At 35.8% G+C, this 17101-nt stretch carries 17 protein-coding genes; all 17 read right to left on the bottom strand.

Going from position 1 to position 17101, the window contains the following annotated elements; all coding sequences use genetic code 11:
• Positions 1-10: 10 nt before the first annotated feature.
• The 17 genes from DUT68_RS09595 to DUT68_RS09515 all read right to left on the bottom strand — a co-directional run bounded on the left by DUT68_RS09595 (position 11) and on the right by DUT68_RS09515 (position 17098).
• Entirely contained in the window at positions 11-943 is a 933-nt protein-coding gene (locus DUT68_RS09595; RefSeq protein ID WP_157960828.1) for a glycosyltransferase, read from the bottom strand.
• Positions 944-1010: 67 nt separating this feature from the next.
• Positions 1011-1991 (bottom strand): glycosyltransferase family 2 protein, encoded by a 981-nt coding sequence (locus DUT68_RS09590; RefSeq protein WP_113637901.1) that lies wholly within the window; start codon positions 1989-1991, stop codon positions 1011-1013.
• Positions 1978-2931 (bottom strand): glycosyltransferase family 2 protein, encoded by a 954-nt coding sequence (locus DUT68_RS09585; RefSeq protein WP_113637899.1) that lies wholly within the window; start codon positions 2929-2931, stop codon positions 1978-1980. Before DUT68_RS09585 ends, DUT68_RS09590 begins: the two co-directional genes overlap by 14 nt.
• Positions 2919-3716: a glycosyltransferase family 2 protein gene (locus DUT68_RS09580; RefSeq protein ID WP_113637897.1), complete on the bottom strand. Its 798-nt coding sequence runs from the start codon at positions 3714-3716 to the stop codon at positions 2919-2921. The genes DUT68_RS09585 and DUT68_RS09580 overlap by 13 nt, the downstream gene beginning before the upstream one ends.
• On the bottom strand, positions 3706-4329 hold the full coding sequence (locus tag DUT68_RS09575; protein ID WP_113637895.1) for an LbetaH domain-containing protein: 624 nt from the start codon (positions 4327-4329) through the stop codon (positions 3706-3708). Before DUT68_RS09575 ends, DUT68_RS09580 begins: the two co-directional genes overlap by 11 nt.
• On the bottom strand, positions 4326-5237 hold the full coding sequence (locus DUT68_RS09570) for a glycosyltransferase family 17 protein (RefSeq protein WP_113637893.1): 912 nt from the start codon (positions 5235-5237) through the stop codon (positions 4326-4328). Before DUT68_RS09570 ends, DUT68_RS09575 begins: the two co-directional genes overlap by 4 nt.
• Entirely contained in the window at positions 5222-6469 is a 1248-nt protein-coding gene (locus DUT68_RS18325; RefSeq protein WP_157960827.1) for an ABC transporter ATP-binding protein, read from the bottom strand. The genes DUT68_RS09570 and DUT68_RS18325 overlap by 16 nt, the downstream gene beginning before the upstream one ends.
• Positions 6470-6748: 279 nt before the next feature.
• Positions 6749-7960 carry a glycosyltransferase gene (locus DUT68_RS09560; protein ID WP_113637891.1) on the bottom strand — a complete coding sequence of 404 codons (1212 nt, stop codon included), beginning with the start codon at positions 7958-7960 and terminating at the stop codon, positions 6749-6751.
• On the bottom strand, positions 7957-8913 hold the full coding sequence (locus DUT68_RS09555; protein WP_113637889.1) for a glycosyltransferase family protein: 957 nt from the start codon (positions 8911-8913) through the stop codon (positions 7957-7959). The genes DUT68_RS09560 and DUT68_RS09555 overlap by 4 nt, the downstream gene beginning before the upstream one ends.
• A complete protein-coding gene (locus tag DUT68_RS09550; protein ID WP_113637888.1) occupies positions 8898-9731 on the bottom strand; it encodes an alpha-1,2-fucosyltransferase in 834 nt (277 codons plus the stop codon). Before DUT68_RS09550 ends, DUT68_RS09555 begins: the two co-directional genes overlap by 16 nt.
• Positions 9728-10510 carry a DUF268 domain-containing protein gene (locus tag DUT68_RS09545; protein WP_198659565.1) on the bottom strand — a complete coding sequence of 261 codons (783 nt, stop codon included), beginning with the start codon at positions 10508-10510 and terminating at the stop codon, positions 9728-9730. The genes DUT68_RS09550 and DUT68_RS09545 overlap by 4 nt, the downstream gene beginning before the upstream one ends.
• Before the next feature lie 3 nt (positions 10511-10513).
• Entirely contained in the window at positions 10514-11806 is a 1293-nt protein-coding gene (locus tag DUT68_RS09540; protein ID WP_113637886.1) for an ABC transporter ATP-binding protein, read from the bottom strand.
• Positions 11806-12642 carry a glycosyltransferase family 2 protein gene (locus DUT68_RS09535; RefSeq protein WP_198659564.1) on the bottom strand — a complete coding sequence of 279 codons (837 nt, stop codon included), beginning with the start codon at positions 12640-12642 and terminating at the stop codon, positions 11806-11808. Before DUT68_RS09535 ends, DUT68_RS09540 begins: the two co-directional genes overlap by 1 nt.
• A gap of 17 nt (positions 12643-12659) precedes the next feature.
• A complete protein-coding gene (locus DUT68_RS09530) occupies positions 12660-13520 on the bottom strand; it encodes an ABC transporter permease (RefSeq protein WP_113637882.1) in 861 nt (286 codons plus the stop codon).
• 18 nt (positions 13521-13538) lie between these two features.
• The gene (locus tag DUT68_RS09525; RefSeq protein ID WP_157960826.1) at positions 13539-14651 is read right to left on the bottom strand and encodes a glycosyltransferase family 4 protein; all 1113 of its coding nucleotides are present in this window, start codon (positions 14649-14651) and stop codon (positions 13539-13541) included.
• On the bottom strand, positions 14635-16425 hold the full coding sequence (gene asnB / locus DUT68_RS09520; protein WP_113637877.1) for an asparagine synthase (glutamine-hydrolyzing): 1791 nt from the start codon (positions 16423-16425) through the stop codon (positions 14635-14637). The genes DUT68_RS09525 and asnB overlap by 17 nt, the downstream gene beginning before the upstream one ends.
• A gap of 166 nt (positions 16426-16591) precedes the next feature.
• Positions 16592-17098, bottom strand: coding sequence for a UpxY family transcription antiterminator (locus tag DUT68_RS09515; RefSeq protein ID WP_113637875.1), 507 nt, complete (start codon positions 17096-17098; stop codon positions 16592-16594).
• Positions 17099-17101: the final 3 nt, after the last annotated feature.

The raw sequence follows: 17101 nt of genomic DNA, 5'->3' as shown, positions 1-17101 counted from the left end.
AGAGGGCAAATTATAGAAAAGAAGGTCCTGATTTTTTTGTAATCATTTTGTTTCTAATGATATTATTTCTTTTGTTAAATAAGTATGTTAACAGCTTGTAACGTACATTCACGTTTCTAAAATCGCCAATTAGAAAATATCTCAATATTTCTTTTATAAGACTTATCGAAAACAAAGCATATTTTTTTTTCAAATTTGGATCAGAAAATAGTAATAACATTTTTCTTATCTCCCCATCAATTTCATTTTTCAACGTAAGACTGACTTTCCTGTCTTCCCTATCATGATATATTACCGCTTTTGCGAAAATACCGTGTTTGAAACTATGGAATTTGACTCTAGTTAGATAGTTGTCATCTTCGGCATAGTGAAAAAAAGTAGGGCTAAATCCACCTACATTTTTAATACATTCTTTAGTAATTAGCCAAGCGGCAGCATTAGAGGTTTCTGCCTCGTAGATATTGTCTTTTACTCTATTGAAATATACATCATCTAAAAAACCCTTGCATTTTTGAGGCGTTAAGCAGTTGCTGAAGTTTTTATCTAACTTCGATCCATCACCATTCAAATGTATAGGGCTGATAACGCCAAAGTTTGGTTCCGCCAAACTTACTGAAACTAAAAGTTTTATAGTGCTTTTGTCGATCCAGGCATCTTGATTTAACAGAAATGCAAAATCGTAGTCTCTTTCTAGACATTTTTTTAGAGCGATGTTATTTGCACTACCAAATCCTAAATTAGTTTTTGATTGGTGCACATCGACTACAGGAAAATGACTTTTAATATAATCAACAGTGTTGTCGGTAGAAGCATTGTCTACAACTATGATATCGGTAGGTTCTTCAGATTTGCCTAAAGAAGATAAACAAAGGTTAATCCAATCATTTCTTAGCGCATTGTAAGTAACGATTATTGAAAGTACTTTTGGATTTTTTTTTTGCATATCACACTGTCTGGAAGTCAACATTTTAACGAAGGAAATGAACTTAAAAACAGATAACAAGATATTGTTATCTGTTGCTTTTTACTTTTAATGAGCTTTTTAAAATAAAAAACAATGTTCTATAATAAATAGAACGGAATGGTTTTGCTTTAATTGCTAGTAAGATATTCTTTAGGGAAAAAAGCCAAAGTTGATGGTATATTCCGTTTTTTACTTTTTCATAATAAACTGAAGAAATATCCTTTACGTATTTCCTCTTTAAGCGTGTTTCTATTTGAATCAGGTCGTTAGCATAATCATCTTCAAGTAAATCAATTCCGTAATTAATATATTTTTCGTGTATGTTAAATATTAAATCATTATTTACTAGGCTATCTATTGAGATATTTTGAGTCACTCCTCTCGGGTTTTCTCTATAGAAATACAGAATTTCAGGAAGTGTCCCAACTTTAAAAGATCTAGATGCCCTTAAAATCCAATCTGCGTCTTCTCCACATTTCCTCGAGAAAAAGCTTTTATACATACCAACTTCATCGCTGACTTTTTTATTTAAAAAAAGTGATCCAGTGAATACCGGAAGTTTTCGATGTCTTGCAAATTCTGAATATAGATCGCTATAAGTTAACTTTTCTCTTGCTTCAATGCTCCCTACAGACGTCTTAATACCCTTTAAATTCACTCGCATAAAATTCGATGAACATATGTCAATCTGTTTTTCTCTTATAAAATTATACTGTAAAGTAAGTCTATTTTTATCCGACCAGTCGTCTGCATCTTGAAATGTTATATAGTTACCTTGCGCTTTGTGCCAAAGACTATTTGTGTTTAACAAATAGCCCAAATTTTTATCATTTTTAAAGATTTTTATTCTATCGTCTTTCGAAGCAAAGTGCTCCGCTATTTCTAAACTTCTGTCAGTTGAGCAATCATCTCCTATTAACAGTTCCCATTCATTAAAGGATTGATCTATAATGCTGTTTATCGCTTGCTCCACGAAATCTTCCGCATTATAAAGGCACATCAAAACTGATATTTTAACTTTGCTCATGTTTCATATGGTATATTATATACTTGATTATTGCAAAATCTTTAAGAGACAACGGCCTGATAACTAAGTAATGTAATACGAGAACGAGAGATTTTAAATACTGATGTTTTTTGACAGTCTGAACAATATACTTTCTTAAATTTTCTTTCTTTGAAAATCCAATTTTCTTCAACTCAGTAGATATAAAGTCATTCAATTTTTTCTTCTCAACACCAGAATTATTATCAAGATGGATATTTTCTTCGTAGCTGAATCTTGCTATTGAAGTTGATATATATTTTCTCGGATCCAATGAGACAGTACTCGTATAAGATTGAGGATTATTCCGATAATAATAAAGTGGAGAATTTAAGATGCCCGCTTTGAACTCAGCTTTTATTGCTCGATAGTACCATTCGATATCGGCTCCACCTATTCCATTGAAATATTCGTTGAATCCACCAATTTTTTCATATACATTCCTCTTCATTAAAATTGAGGCAAAGCAAATTTGGTCTTGATATTTTACTGCATTATCACTTCTTAAAATAACATCGCTTTCTAGCTCTAGAGAATGTAGCAGTTTGTCGCCATGTTCATTTGTTTTGTAGTAATTGGTGAAACAAAAATCTAAATTATTTTTTAATAAGAATTTAAGCTGTTTTTCTAATCTAGTAGACTCTGACCAGTCATCAGCATCTTGAAAAGCTATGTAAGAATTCTTTGTTTTAGATAAAAGCTTATTAATCGTTTTTAAATTGCCTAGGTTTTCGTGATTTTTTGAGGCAAAAAAGTTTGGACTACTCTTACTTGTTAAAACGTTAAAAGATTGATCGGTAGAGCAATCATCTATAGCAAAAATGTTTAGATGGACAAATGATTGATTTTTTAAATTATTCAGCGATTTCTCCAAGTAATGCTCACAGTTATATACAGGAAGTATTACATCTATTTTTTCCAAAGTTTCACGGCTGTTTTAAATAAATTAATGGTATTATCTATCATTCTTCGAAAAAATGGATAGTCAAATCTTAGTTGTCGGTATTTATATTTTTTCCAGTTCTTATGCTCCCATTTATAATCAAAGTATATTTTCTCTCTAAAAGTTAATTGACTTTGTTTTTTGGGGCTTTCTCCTTTTAAAGTAATACTCTCTAAATGGTGAACTATTGATTTAGTTACAAGTGCATGTTTTAGATTATTTTTCTTAAGAGTATTAGCATAGTCGTTGTCACAATACCAAAAACTTAGGTTGTTGTCGAATAAGTTGAACTTCAGTATTTCTCTTCTGAATACTAAGCACCATCCAGATAATTCTATCGCAGTTCTATAACCTTCATAAATTCCCGAATTCGGAAAGATTTGATATTTCTTATGATTTTCTGGACATATTGGTGAGGCACTAGCTAGTTCTGGGTTTCTATTGAAAGCTTCAATGATGTTATTTAACCATTCTTTATCAAATGTAAGATCATTATTTGCTATACATACGAAATCAGCATTCGAATGCTTTAAGCCAATATTTATAAATTTGTTATATCCAAACTTGGTATTTGGGTAAATAGTGTTTGTAAACGGATATTGATATCCTTTTAATCCAGAGTTTGATTCTACAACTATTATTTTTTTTTCATATGAATCGTTAGCAGAGTTAATAGTGTTTACAGCATTTTCTGTGATTTCTTTGAAAAAATCATTTTTTGCGTAACTAAGAATAATGATATCTACTGTAACCTTATTTTCCATCTATAATCCGAATTAATCTTGCAGGAACCCCACCAATAATTGCATTGTCTGGAACATCTCTTGTAACAACACTATTTGCACCGATAATTACATTTTTGCCAATTTTAACGCCCGAAAGAATACATACAGCGTCGCCTATCCAGGTAGACTCTCCGATTATTACGGAACCTTTACTCGCTAATTTTCTTTTTTCAGGCGGAAGATCTAAGTCTTTTAATTTATCCACCTTTCCATGTGTGTGATCTGTAATAAATACCTTACTTCCAATTAGAACGTTATTCCCAATTATTATTTGGTTGATACAGCCCAAATGAAAGTAGGGTCCTATACTGACATTTTCTCCAATCATTATAGTTGGTTGATATTTTTCTTTATAATACGAATCAATTGCTTCAATTCTACATTGATTCCATGCGTAAAAATTATTTCCTATTGAGATATAGTGTGGGTTTAAGATTTTATGATCTGATTCTACAAAGAAATTTTCCCCAACACCTTTTAGTTGTCTTTTTAAAACGGTATTTCTATAATTGAGAATAAGAGGTTTTATACATTTTTCCCCCATATAAAACAATATTTTTCCTAAAAAATGCTGGATATTTTGCTTGATCATTTAAATACGAGTTTAATTTTTCGTTTAATTTTTGGAAACATTTTTAATTGAAAAAAATATTTTAAACCGATTGGATGACACAGGCTTTTAAGCAAAAAATATTTTTTATAATTAAAGGTTTTGTCAAGATTTAGCTTGTTTATCTTTTCTAACAACAACTTCGTTACGGCTTTCTCTAGGGGAACTGCGAAAAACTGGACAGACTTTCTTTCGAAGATATCAACACCTCCCAAAACACTTAGCAATATTCTTTTTCGATTCAAATAGTAATCGGTATTATACTCCTGGTGTGAGAAACTTTTAATTTTATTGATATACATATCAATATCAGTTCCGAATAAAAAACTAAAATGCCATCCGGCAATAAAGTTTTTGTTATTCCTTATAATATTAGTCGTTATACCGCTATAAGTTTCGCGGTTGCCCAGATTTATATCTTTGATTTTAGCGTAAGGCCCCCATAAATTAAACGCAAATTTATAATGAGATTGTAAATTGAAGAAGTAGTAGCTAACTGCTATCTCAATTAAGTAAGTCTGCGTTAAATCAAATGAATTAATAATATCTGGGATGTTAGGGATTTCATCAACATCAGAAATCAAAATTATATCATCCGATTTACAGTTTTTTAGTCCTTGTTTTATAAAATCTCGCTGAAAGTATTCGTAATCCCAAGCGCTATCAAATTCCTTTTTAGGACATTCGATATAAATAATCTTGTCTAAGTATTTTTCAAAACGTTCAATGTTTTCAGCAAAAAAAAGTGGCTTTTCTTCTTTTGATAGTGTTTGACTTGATTCTACCAAGACGAATTTTTCGACATAATCATATAGAAATTCTAAACGTAGTTCTAATAAGTCAAGTTCTTTATTGAATATAAAACAGTCGTATATTAAAGGCATTTCCATTCGGAGGGAGTAAAAAATTTTACGTGAGAAGGGAAACCTCCCGGTCTCAAGGCTTTAGTTGAGTTTTCGACAATTAATTCATATTTTCCTTCGTAGCCATCACAAATTTCATTGCTGTTTAGGAGATAGATGTCTAGTAGGTATGATCCAGGGGTAAAACTGATATAATTGATTTTTATAATTATTTTTTTAGTCTCAAAATTGATTAAGAGCTGATTATCTTGGCTAGTTAAATGAGAGATTAATTCGCCAAATTGATTTTTAAAATTTATGCCTATCTCATAACTGGATTTACTTTTTGCCAAATCTAGATCGAGAACAAGCTCAGCGGGCTGTCCTAAAGAAAGCTGATTAGTAATTTGTCCATTGTGATTGACAAAATGAAAATTATTGATTATTGAGCTCTGATTCCCTACACGCTTATAAAGAAGTTTTTTATTGTTAGAAGCGATGTAATGTTCAATAGATTTGTGCGTATCGCCAGAGTATTCGATTGTCCCTTTCGAAAGTACAATTGATTTATTACAAAGTTGCTCTATACTCCCCATATTATGGCTCACAAAAAGTACCGTTCTGCCTTCGCCTTTACTTACTTCTCCCATTTTACCTAAGCATTTCTTTTGAAACTCCGCATCGCCAACGGCTAGTACTTCATCCACAATTAAAATTTCGCTTTCCAAATGGGCGGCAACGGCAAACGCCAGGCGCACATACATACCGCTCGAGTAGCGCTTCACCGGGGTGTCAATGTAGCGCTCTACACCTGCAAAGTCCACAATTTCATCAAACTTGCGGGTGATTTCCTTTTTACGCATGCCCAAAATAGCACCGTTAAGGTAAATGTTCTCTCTGCCGGTAAGCTCGGGATGAAACCCGGTACCTACTTCCAATAATGAAGCAATGCGACCTTTACCCGTAATCCTGCCAGCAGTAGGGGAGGTTACCCTGCTCAGTACTTTCAATAAAGTGCTTTTGCCAGCTCCGTTACGACCGATAATGCCCACAGCATCGCCTTGCTCAATTTCGAAGTTGATATCTTTCAAACTCCAAACAATATCCGAAGTGCCTTTACTTGTGCGGTCGTTAGTTTCTCCTATTCGCAAAAATGGATCTTCTTTGCCACGGATACGGGCGTACCAACGCTCCAAATCGCGGCTGATGGTGCCAGTGCCTATTTCACCAAGCTGGTAAGCTTTAGATAGGTTTTCTGCTTTTATAGCAATGTTAGACATGTGATCTCTTGTTACTTCTGATTTTTTCCCATACCCAAATAATCTGGAGTAGGGGTAGCTAAGTGTTGTTTATTGTTACGCTTTTAAGTCGGCGGCCGATATTTTCATAGGTGGATGATTTAGTTCATCTTTCGATTTTAAGAAATAGAACTATGGCCTTTGGTAGAAGAATAAGGCACATTGTATAGGATACCCGCCGCTTTAATCTGATTGCTAAAAATGATCATAGTAAAGAGCTGGGCGTTTGAATGGTCAAAATTAAATTATTTATTAATAGGATCAAGCCGTTAAGGTTTGATATAGTTCAATATGTTTTTTCACTGGGTTAGCTTCTGCATACCAATTGATGATATTTGTGCGGATGTTTTTTAGTGAAACATCTTCAGCGCTAACCAGTGCTATAGTGTTAAGCAGTTGTTGTTTCAGTTGGTCAACTTGGTTTACCTCAAATGTAGAACTTGGAAAAGTAACATACTCTGGCATTGCACCGGTAGCCGTGGCTACAATTGGCGTATTGCAAAGTAGGGCTTCAACACCTACCTGCCCAAAACTTTCTTCGGCTGATGGGACCACTAAGATATCCATTGCGGCATACGCAGTGTTCAGCTGTTGTTGATCGTCAATTTTTCCTAAATGCCTAACCTTTGAGGCAACGGGCCGAACACTTGTGCTTTCGTATTCGCCGAAAGTAAGTAGCTGAATCTCCATTTGTTGCTCTTCCATCAGTTGGCCTAAAGCGCTGCAAAATAATTCGTAGCCTTTAAAAGGAAGCGTAAGTGATTGCGCACCAAAACCTATGGTAAGGCAATCTTCGTTCAAACCCAATGCCTTTTTCGCTTCAGGCTTGGGAATAGCGAACCATTTTTCAGTAGCTATAACACAAGAAATAGCATGAATAGGGCAATTGAATCCTTTTTTGCTAACTTTCTTTTTGCTAAGTAAACTACTCACCACTAAATGAGGTTTACGGCTTTCAATTAGCTGCTTTTTTTGTTGCCTAATGTTTTGGTCGATGGTAGCCAATTTAGGATTGGCCAGCTGGTCACTTTCGAAATGAAAAATCCCTTCAATTGGATTCATATCATGTAAGGTCCAGATGATAGGTTGCGGCACACCAGCAAAAAAACTGTCAAGGTCTACAAAATCTCCCACCCAATGCAAATGGATGATATCTGCTTGCTTTACCAAAGGATGCAGATGTAATTTGTAGCTGCTATAAGGTAACGATACGGTTTGATAATTACCACCAATTGCCTTGATTTGCTTGGTGACCAAATCTTCTTTGCGTTTAGACAAACCTAACTTTCGAAGTATTCTTCTTAAAAACGAATTGGCCGATTTTACTTTAAAAATACCTGATTGCCCTTTTGCATCGCCATACAAATGCAGTATCTTAGAATCAAAGTTTTCAGCTAATAATGCTTTGTGAAGATTGATACAGGCTTTACCAGCACCGCCTTCAATAGACGTTATGATGTGGGTAATTTTCAAAGCGACTTTAAAATTTTGGCCTTAATTGACCGCAAATAGTGTCTTGCTGCAGATAATCCATAAAGATTGCCGTATACATTAAATTTCTTTAAATAGTTAAAGGCATAGGCGTTTTCCGATAGTTCGATACGCTGAACCTTTATGTTGCTTGGAAAAGTAACATGGTATAAATTGAGGTCATCTAAACCGCAATGAACACCAGAACCATCTAGCCCTATTTGCGCACAAAGAGATTGTTTTGGGTATAAGCACAAACCATTTTTTATAAAGATGCTAGCATACCAATTGATGTCCCAAGTGTCAATGCGTTTTTGAATATTTTGCATCAAAATAGTAGACATCCCACTGGTGTTATCTATATTGAATTTTTTGATTAAACTGTTGTTTTTCAGTTTTTTGTATAGTGCCTGGCTGTCGGTGATGTTTTGTTTCCATGCTCTTTCCCAAGTGGCCCATCCCCAGCAGCTCATAAATCTTAAAAAGTAAGTTTCGGGTAGTTTTTCTATTCCTTTGCGCTGTGGTACAAAACTGCTGATATGCATCACTTGCTCATCACGTTCATAAATACCCAAGGCTTCATTCATATAAGTTAGGAAAAGAGGCGAAATTACAATGTCATCTTCAAGCACTATTACTTTTCCATGCTTTTTCACCACCTCGCTTACCCCATTAATTATTGATTTGGCTAAGCCTTCATTTTGTGTTTTAAAATATAGATGTGCCTCTTTACAGCCTTTAAAATTTTCTACAAGCTTTCTTGTTTCTGCTATGTTTTCTTGCTCAGTTACAGTTGCCGATGGCTTGGGCCCATCTGAATAAACGTATAGTACGGTTTTTTTTGCAAGTGGATCGTTAGCGATAGCAGCTAGTACTTTTTTGGTGTGCTGTGGCCTTTGATAAACGAACAATACCAATGGAGCCAAATCAGTTTCAGTACCTAAATTAGTTTCCAACGTTCTAGGGTGATGTTAAATGGATATTGTTCGGTTTTACCCAGCCAGTTTTTTGGTGCAATAGTAAAGGCGTTGTTTTTGTTTAAGTAAGCGCCCCACCAACTAAACGAGCTGTTGGATAGGATATTGATATCACTATTGGTCAAGTACTGAAAATCGATAATTTCATTTTCAGTGGACACCGTTTTATTTTCAATTTCTGCAAAGTTTTGGGTCACAAACAACGGATCATCAGAGATAAACACATAGTGATTATTTGGATGACTGATCAGTGCGATCGCTTCTTTGTAATAGTTGAGAGGCAAGTCTAACTGATGTTGAAGGTAATCTCCTCGCCTAATGTGTACACAAACCAGTTTTTGACTGCCATTTAATTTTTCTAACGATTTTTTAAAGACTTGTTGATAGCTCTTTTTAATTTCAAACCTAGCTAAAAGTTCTTCCCGCTGTGCCTTAAAATAACTTTCAGATTGAAAGAAACCAATGAAAAGTGCATTATCTCGCAATTTTGTTAATTCCTTTTCGGCGGGTAAGCTTTGATCTAAATTAATGTTAATGAGTTGATGTTTTCCCGATAAGGATTTAAAATAGGCGAATTTAATTTTCGACAGCAGCTTGTGCATGCCTTTTAAACGGTAAACTCTTCTTAGCCAAACACGTGTTTTAGCTTCTTTTATGTTGAAGTACTGTCCGCATTTAAATAGGTCAATACTTTCGTCTAAATAGAAATTGGTGTTTAACTTCCGGGATGCAGCATATACAAACGCATATTGAAACAGTTGATTTCCTAAGCCGCCGTGTATTTGCACACTAATCATTTTCTAAACCAAAAGCAACCACAGCCCCAATGCTGCTCATCAGCCATTGCTTCAGTTGCATTTACTATTATTCCCTGCTCCTGGTAATTATCAGGAATTAAGGCAAATTCCACCAAATTTAAATCGTTGAAATAGCTGCTTATTTGAGCGTAAGCATAAATGCGATGCGCATTAAACTCAATTTTAGGCTTGCCTATTGGCACAACAACTAGCAGGTTTCCGTTGGGTGCCAATACCCGTTTCAACTCTTTGATGGCTTTAAGGTCTCCATCATAATCAATTTCATCACCATATCTACCTAAACCAATATGCTCTATGGTGTGCATACAAGAAAGCGAATCAACGCTATCATTAGCAAATGGTAAGTTCAATAAATCTGCTTTTTTACAAGCTAGGCCTTCAAGTTTAAGCTTCGCCGGCCTGTAGTCGTAAAATTCAACCGGGATAAATGCCGAAACGATTGAACAAAATTTAAGTGTTGATGAAATATCGATGTGTTTTTTAGGCGATGTTTTTGCTAAGATCCTAGCCGCCCAAGCGGGATGATAGGTATAATGGGGCTCAAAATCTGTTGTCGCTGTATCATCTCCAAAGCATGGATAAAAAGTATCATTACTATGCTGAAACCTATACGCTTGGTCAGTATTGCCAGATTTTAAAAAGGCTTGATATTGTTTTAGAATGCTACTGTGTTCGGTACTTTCCTTCATTTTAGTAAATAAGGTAGTTACCAAACCAGAAATAGTTGACTTAATTACGTTGGGTTTTTTCAGCTTCACAATTTAAATTCTCTCAAAATCAAGTACCGGAGCTAAAGTTCCTGGCCTAGCATCATTCCAAATAGGCGATTCACTTAAACCACCCACTATTTGAAGGTTAATATGAGGCGCTTCTTTAGGTAAAATAATCCACTTGATAAAATGTAAGCTAGCGATAATCTTGATTTTGTAAACACCTTCGTTCAGTACACGTTTAGGCATCCAAATAATAACTTCGTTAGTACCTAGCGGTGGCTGTACCCATTCGTTTTGAGCTTTGTCAGTTTGGTAAGACCAAAAAAGCAGCTGTTCTTGTTGGGTGTATAGCGCAATACCAAAGCAAAGGTTTGGATGTAACTCTTTAACATCAAACTTAACGTAAACACCGCCAACATCATCATTTTTTACAACTCCTGTTAAATTTTGCGTTTTATTACTGTCCACCAAATGAAAAGCTAATAAATCGAAAAAAGGACTGGAATAACGTTCGTTTAGCTTTTCCCATTGTGGATATTCACTAAACTCACTGCTAAGATATTCACTAATAACTAAATTGGTTTGGTCAAATCGTTTAAGTTGTCCTTGGTTCAATAAAATGGATTTTTGGCAAAGTTCGCCAATGCTGCCCATGTTATGACTTACAAAAAGTATGGTACGTCCTTGGGATTTAGTTACGCTCTCCATTTTTCCGAGGCACTTAGCCTGAAATTCGGCATCGCCAACGGCTAGCACTTCGTCTACCAATAAAATTTCGCTTTCCAAATGTGCTGCTACCGCAAAGGCTAATCGAACATACATGCCTGATGAGTAGCGTTTCACAGGCGTATCCAAGTATTTTGCAACTCCGGCAAAATCAACTATTTCATCTAATTTACGTTGCGTTTCCGCTTTTCGCATACCAAGTATGGAGCCGTTAAGGAAAATATTTTCTCTCCCCGTTAATTCGGGGTTAAAGCCGGTACCAATCTCTAGTAAAGATGCAATGCGTCCACGTCCTACTACCTTTCCTGTGGTAGGCGACGTAATTTTGCTAAGTATTTTAAGTAAGGTACTTTTTCCCGCACCGTTAGGTCCAATAACACCAATCGCCTCGCCTTGCTCAATTTCAAAGTTGATATCTTTTAAGCTCCAGATTATTTCAGTATTAGCGGATTTGGTTCGGTCGTTAACTTCACCAATTTTCGCTAGGGGATCAGCCTTGCCTCTAACTTTGGCCCACCAACGTTCCAAATCTCTGCTGATGGTTCCTGTGCCAATTTCTCCCAATTGGTAGGCTTTACTTATGTCGATAGCTTTTAAGGCGATATTGGAATTCATCAGATGCCTCTAATTAAAATGCGAGGGTCATACTTTAATGCCGACCATAAAGTAGCGCAAAAGTTCAGTTTATTATGGTTCCAGCTTTTTAATAGCTCTAGTCGGTAAAGCGATCTTTTACTTCTTGCGGTTAAAGCCAATATACTGGAACTGATATTTTGATGAAACTTGATGTTGGTTTCAAGAAACTTAATGATTTCCTTGAATTTAATATCTTGTTTTAAGGCAGTTTTAGCATCAGGATGAGCCCTGAAAAATCCCAAAGGTGTTTTTGCTATAACCATTTCATAACCGTGTCGCAATAAGCGATAAAAAAACTCGAAATCAAGACAGAAATGGTAGTCTTCATCAAAACAAAGTTGTTTGTTGTTGGTCCAAAATGTACCTGGTTGCCCAAATAGCCCAACTTTTAAAATGAAGTTTTCGATGGTTAAGGGTGATAGTACTTCTCTTGTTATCGTATTATTGAGGTCGGTACCCTCTAACCATGCTGCCGTAATGATTTGCTTTTTATCCTTCGAATAAAGCTTCGCTACTTCAAACAAAGCATTTGGTGTCAACAAATCATCACTGTTTAAGAAACTTACCAATTCACCGTCGGCTTTTAACAAACCTTTATTGATGGCATGGCTTTGTCCTTTATCTTTTTCGCTTACCCAATAATTAATTTGATGCTCGTATTTTTGAATTACAGCCAAACTTTGATCGGTACTCCCGCCATCAATCACAATTAACTGCAAGTTTGGATAATCTTGCTTGATAATGGAAAGCAAAGTGTCTTCCAAGTACTTTCCTTGGTTATAACTTGGTACTACAATGCTTATTTTCGGCAGCAAATCCAATTGGTCTGGCGTTAAACCGTATCTACGAAATTCTTTTCTACTTTGTTAAATATCACTATTCCGGCAAGCAAAATTACTACAGTGATGCCCGCAGTATAGCCAAAGGAAGCCCAGCTAAAAGCACCCTTGCCTAAAAAACCGTATCTAAAAGTTTCAATGAGCGGTGTCATTGGATTATATTCGATGATCCAAGAATAGTTGGGATAGTTTTGAATGGCTGTGCTTAGCGGGTAAATTACCGTGGTAGCGTACATTAACAATTGTACCCCAAAGGTTACTAAAAAAGCTAAATCGCGATATTTAGTAGTCATAGCTGAAATTAGCATGCCTAAACCTAAGCCTAGTAATGCCATTAGGATAACCACAATAGGGAAGAGGCTGATGGCCCAAGTAATCTCAAAATTTGCCTTTGCTATGAAAAAGTAATAGGCCATTACCATTAAAAACAGTAAAAACTGTACGCCGAACCTCACTAGGTTACTCACCACAATGCTCAATGGCATGATTAAACGGGGGAAGTAAACCTTCCCAAAAATGTTGGCGTTGTCCTTAAACACGGTGGATGTTTTGGTTAAGCAATCAGCAAAATAATTCCAAGCAGTAATGCCGGCCATGTAAAAAAGAGGCTGCGGCAAACCATCTGTGCTGATACCCGCCAAATTACCAAAAACGAAAGTAAAGATGATTGTAGTGAGCAATGGCTGTATAAAAAACCAAAGTGGCCCTAATATCGTTTGCTTGTAAAAAGACACGAAGTCCCTTCTTACTAAAAGCCAAAGTAAATCCCTGTAGGCCCAGGTATCTTTTAACTTTAGATCAAGCAGCGAGTTTTGCGGCTCAATGCTCCAGTCGTATGTTTGTTGGTTGTTCATGTAAAATTATGAATGGTGTTAATTTGCTGTCAACAGCTGTGCTACTTTGTTTTTGTAGGTTTCAAAGCCAAAATTTTCTATGGTAAGCTGCTGCTGCAACTTAGGATGATGGTTTTTATTAGCTACGGCATGCTCAATTGCTACGGCAATCGCATTTACATCATCTGGGTCTACCAATCGACCCAATTTTCCGTTTAGTAGGGCATCCGTACTTCCATCTTTATCGCCAGCAATTACCTGACAGCCGTGAGCAGCAGCTTCTATAAATACAATGCCGAAACCTTCCCCCTTGCTGGGCATTGCGAACACATCCGATAACAAAAAATGATCATTCAAATCTTTTTCGTCAATGTAGCCCAAAAGTTTCACCTCATCATTCAGGTCATTTTCAGCAATAAGATTTTCCAGTCTTTTCTTCTCCAAAGTGTCAGACTTTCCAGCAATTAGATAGTGGTAATATTTTCCCTCTTTTTTTAACTTTCCCAATGCCTTTATAACATTGTCATATCCTTTATATTTTTCGTTTGAAGATATTCTTGTAAGCGTGTAGATTACTGGATAATCTTTTTCCAACTGATATTTTTTTAAGAGGCTTAGCGGTTTTGAAAAATCGGAGGGAAGGGTCAAATTTGGCTCTAAACTGTTATTTAAAACAACAATTTTATTTTTTAAAAAGCCTTGCTTGTCAATTAATATTTGCTTTGTGAAGTTACTTACTGCCCAAATTTCTGCCTTCTTGTTTAGGAAATCTACTTTCCACTTTGGCAACTCACCCCAAACCTCTATGCCATGGGCAAATAATATAATCCTATTATTGGGTTTCAGCAACGAAATTACTTTGGCTATCAATAAAAGGTTAATATGAGATAGGATGATTGTGTTTGTTTTTATGCCAATCAGCAAGCTACTGATGAAGAATAGCAATTTATTATTGTTGAATCCTTTAACGGTTTTTGCCTTTAATTTGCCTTTGTCTTTCGTACAATCGTATAATGACAGGCTATGCCATCCTTTATCCCCAAATAGGTCATGCAGTACGTCAATAAAGTTCTTACATACTTTTTCAATGCCCCCAGTTAAACTAAAGGTATATAAGTTAAGAAACAGGATATGATTACCCTTTTTTGGCACGATGGAAAATTTGATAAACAGCAAATAATTTGGACCAGTGTAACTTCCCTTGCTTAAATTGCTTTACCAGTTTTAAAGCTTGCTCATTTGCCGAGTAATTACTTTCGGTTAGCATTGGCTCGTAACTAAAAAACCACTTTTGAAATGGAAAAGTAAAACCTTTTTTCTGCCTATTCCAAATTGCTTCGGGTAAGATATTTTTATATGCTTCAATTAGCAGGCCTTTCGGTTGCTTTTTAAACCTCTTTTCAGTGGCTAAACTAGTGGCTGCATTAAGCAACTCCTTATCCAAAAACGGCACTCTAACTTCTATGCCGTGGGCCATGCTCATGTAATCTGTATCTTTTAACAGCTGATTTTGCATGTATACATTGGTCTCGAACCAAGAAATTCTGTCTTCGGCATTTAATTGATCTACTGCTGGGTCCAATTTGTAATTTTCTAACAGCGTATTGATTTTCTCTTCTGGTACTCCCAGTAATTTACTTACGATATTGGAAGTATAGAAACCACGTAAAAAAAGATACTCGCCTACTGGATTCTTAAGAGCTAGGAAGCTAATGCGCCTCAGTTTATCACCAGGTAGATATTTCGCACTTTTTAACAGGAATCTCGGAAATTTTTTGAGCAATTTAATCATCCCATGTCTTTTGAAAGATGGATATCCTCCAAAAATTTCATCGGCGCCAATGCCTGATAGCACTGCTTTCAATCCGCTTTTACTTGCTATTTCGTTCACAAACCAAGAGTTAATCCCATCGTTAGACGGTTGGTCCATATCTTGGAAAATTCGATCGATATTTTTTTCAAAATCGGCTAGCGTTACTATTTTGCTCACATGTTCGCTATCAATTTTTTTAACAATGATATCTTGATAAACTGACTCGGAGAAATCTGTTTCCTGAAAATTAATACTTACTGTTTTAATTTTATTCAGGTGTTTTTGGTGCGCAATAAGGCTAAGTAAACTGCTATCAATCCCTCCGCTTAAAAAAATGCCTATCGGTGCATCCGAAATTAGGTGTCGTTCTACCGCCTTATCGAGTTTCTCCTTGATCAATAAAGCTTCATTTGTATCTGATGAGTTAACTGATTTCTGAGCCAAAAAGCTGATGATTTCAACCGTTGAATTATAATGGTTTAAGCATAAATAATGACCTTTAGGCAAGCTATAGACATTTTTTAGCGTAGTGTAAGGTTCAGGAACGAAACCAAATAATAAGAAATAGATCTTCCAATCTTCGTTTTCTGCCCACTGCGAATTAATTGCTTTAAAGGCCTTCACTTCAGATGCGAAATAAAGTCCCTCATTTGCCTTACAGTAGTATAACGGTTTGATACCGGCGCTGTCTCTAACTAAGTATGTTTTTCCTAGTGAACTATCAAATAGCGCAAAAGCGAACATGCCACTTAATGCGTTAAAAAACGATGTGCCGTAAATCTTGTAGCCCGCAAGTATTACCTCTGTATCGGTTTGATTTTTAAATGCGCAGCCTTTTTCTACTAAATCAGCTTTTAATTCCAGATAATTATAAATTTCGCCATTAAACGTAATCCACAACTTGTTTTCATAGTTCATGGGTTGGGCTCCGTTTTCGCTCAGGTCAATTAAGGACAGTCTACGATGACCAAAGGCAAAATTTAGTTCGTTAAAATATTGATAACCTTCACCATCTGGTCCGCCTTTATGCATTGCAGTGCACATTTTTCGTACGCCATCCTCAAGCTCAAGTTGATTCAGGTTCTTATCTATAATGCCAGCTATCCTACACATTAACTTTAAAAAGGAATATCAATTTATTTATCCGCAAAATCACGATTACTCACAGCTTCGCCCTTTCAGTCCCATTTTTGGGCCTAGCTTTGGGTTTCAATCAATTATTGCTGAAAGAATAAGAAATTCAAACTTATTCAATCACTATTTATTTAATGTTAAGAAACTATTTTAAGGGCTTAATGTATGCCATTGAGGTTTTTACCTGTATGGCGTAACCCAAGTTCTCTAACTTTAAAACTAAGCTTTTTTTGTTTTTTATAGATACAAGTTCGGCAATCATGCCTTTAAACGGACCGGCATTTACAATTACTTTTTCGCCCGGACAAATTTCGTGTTCAATCAGTTCTAGCTCTTCGCCGGAGGCCATGAGCAACTTCAAATCTTCCATCTGCTTGTCGGGCATAATGGCAATTTTACCTGAAAAATAAAGGAAACGGCTAACGCCCTGCGTCATTAAAACCTCGGCATGTTCCTTATTGGAGATACGCACAAAAATGTATGATTTAAACAACGGTTCCTCCACCAGTTTTTTGCGATCGCTCCACTGTCTCCATTCTTTTTTCAGCGGCAGATAACATTCAATGTGCTTTCTTTGTAGCTCTTGATATGCCTTCTTCTCTGCTCTTGAATTCGTGTACACGGGATACCATCTGTACAAATGATCAATCATCTT

The sequence above is a fragment of the Pedobacter zeaxanthinifaciens genome (assembly GCF_003313335.1).
GTDB lineage: Bacteria > Bacteroidota > Bacteroidia > Sphingobacteriales > Sphingobacteriaceae > Pedobacter > Pedobacter zeaxanthinifaciens.
Note: the sequence above shows the minus strand (reverse complement) of the source record. Positions and strands in the feature narration are given on the sequence as shown.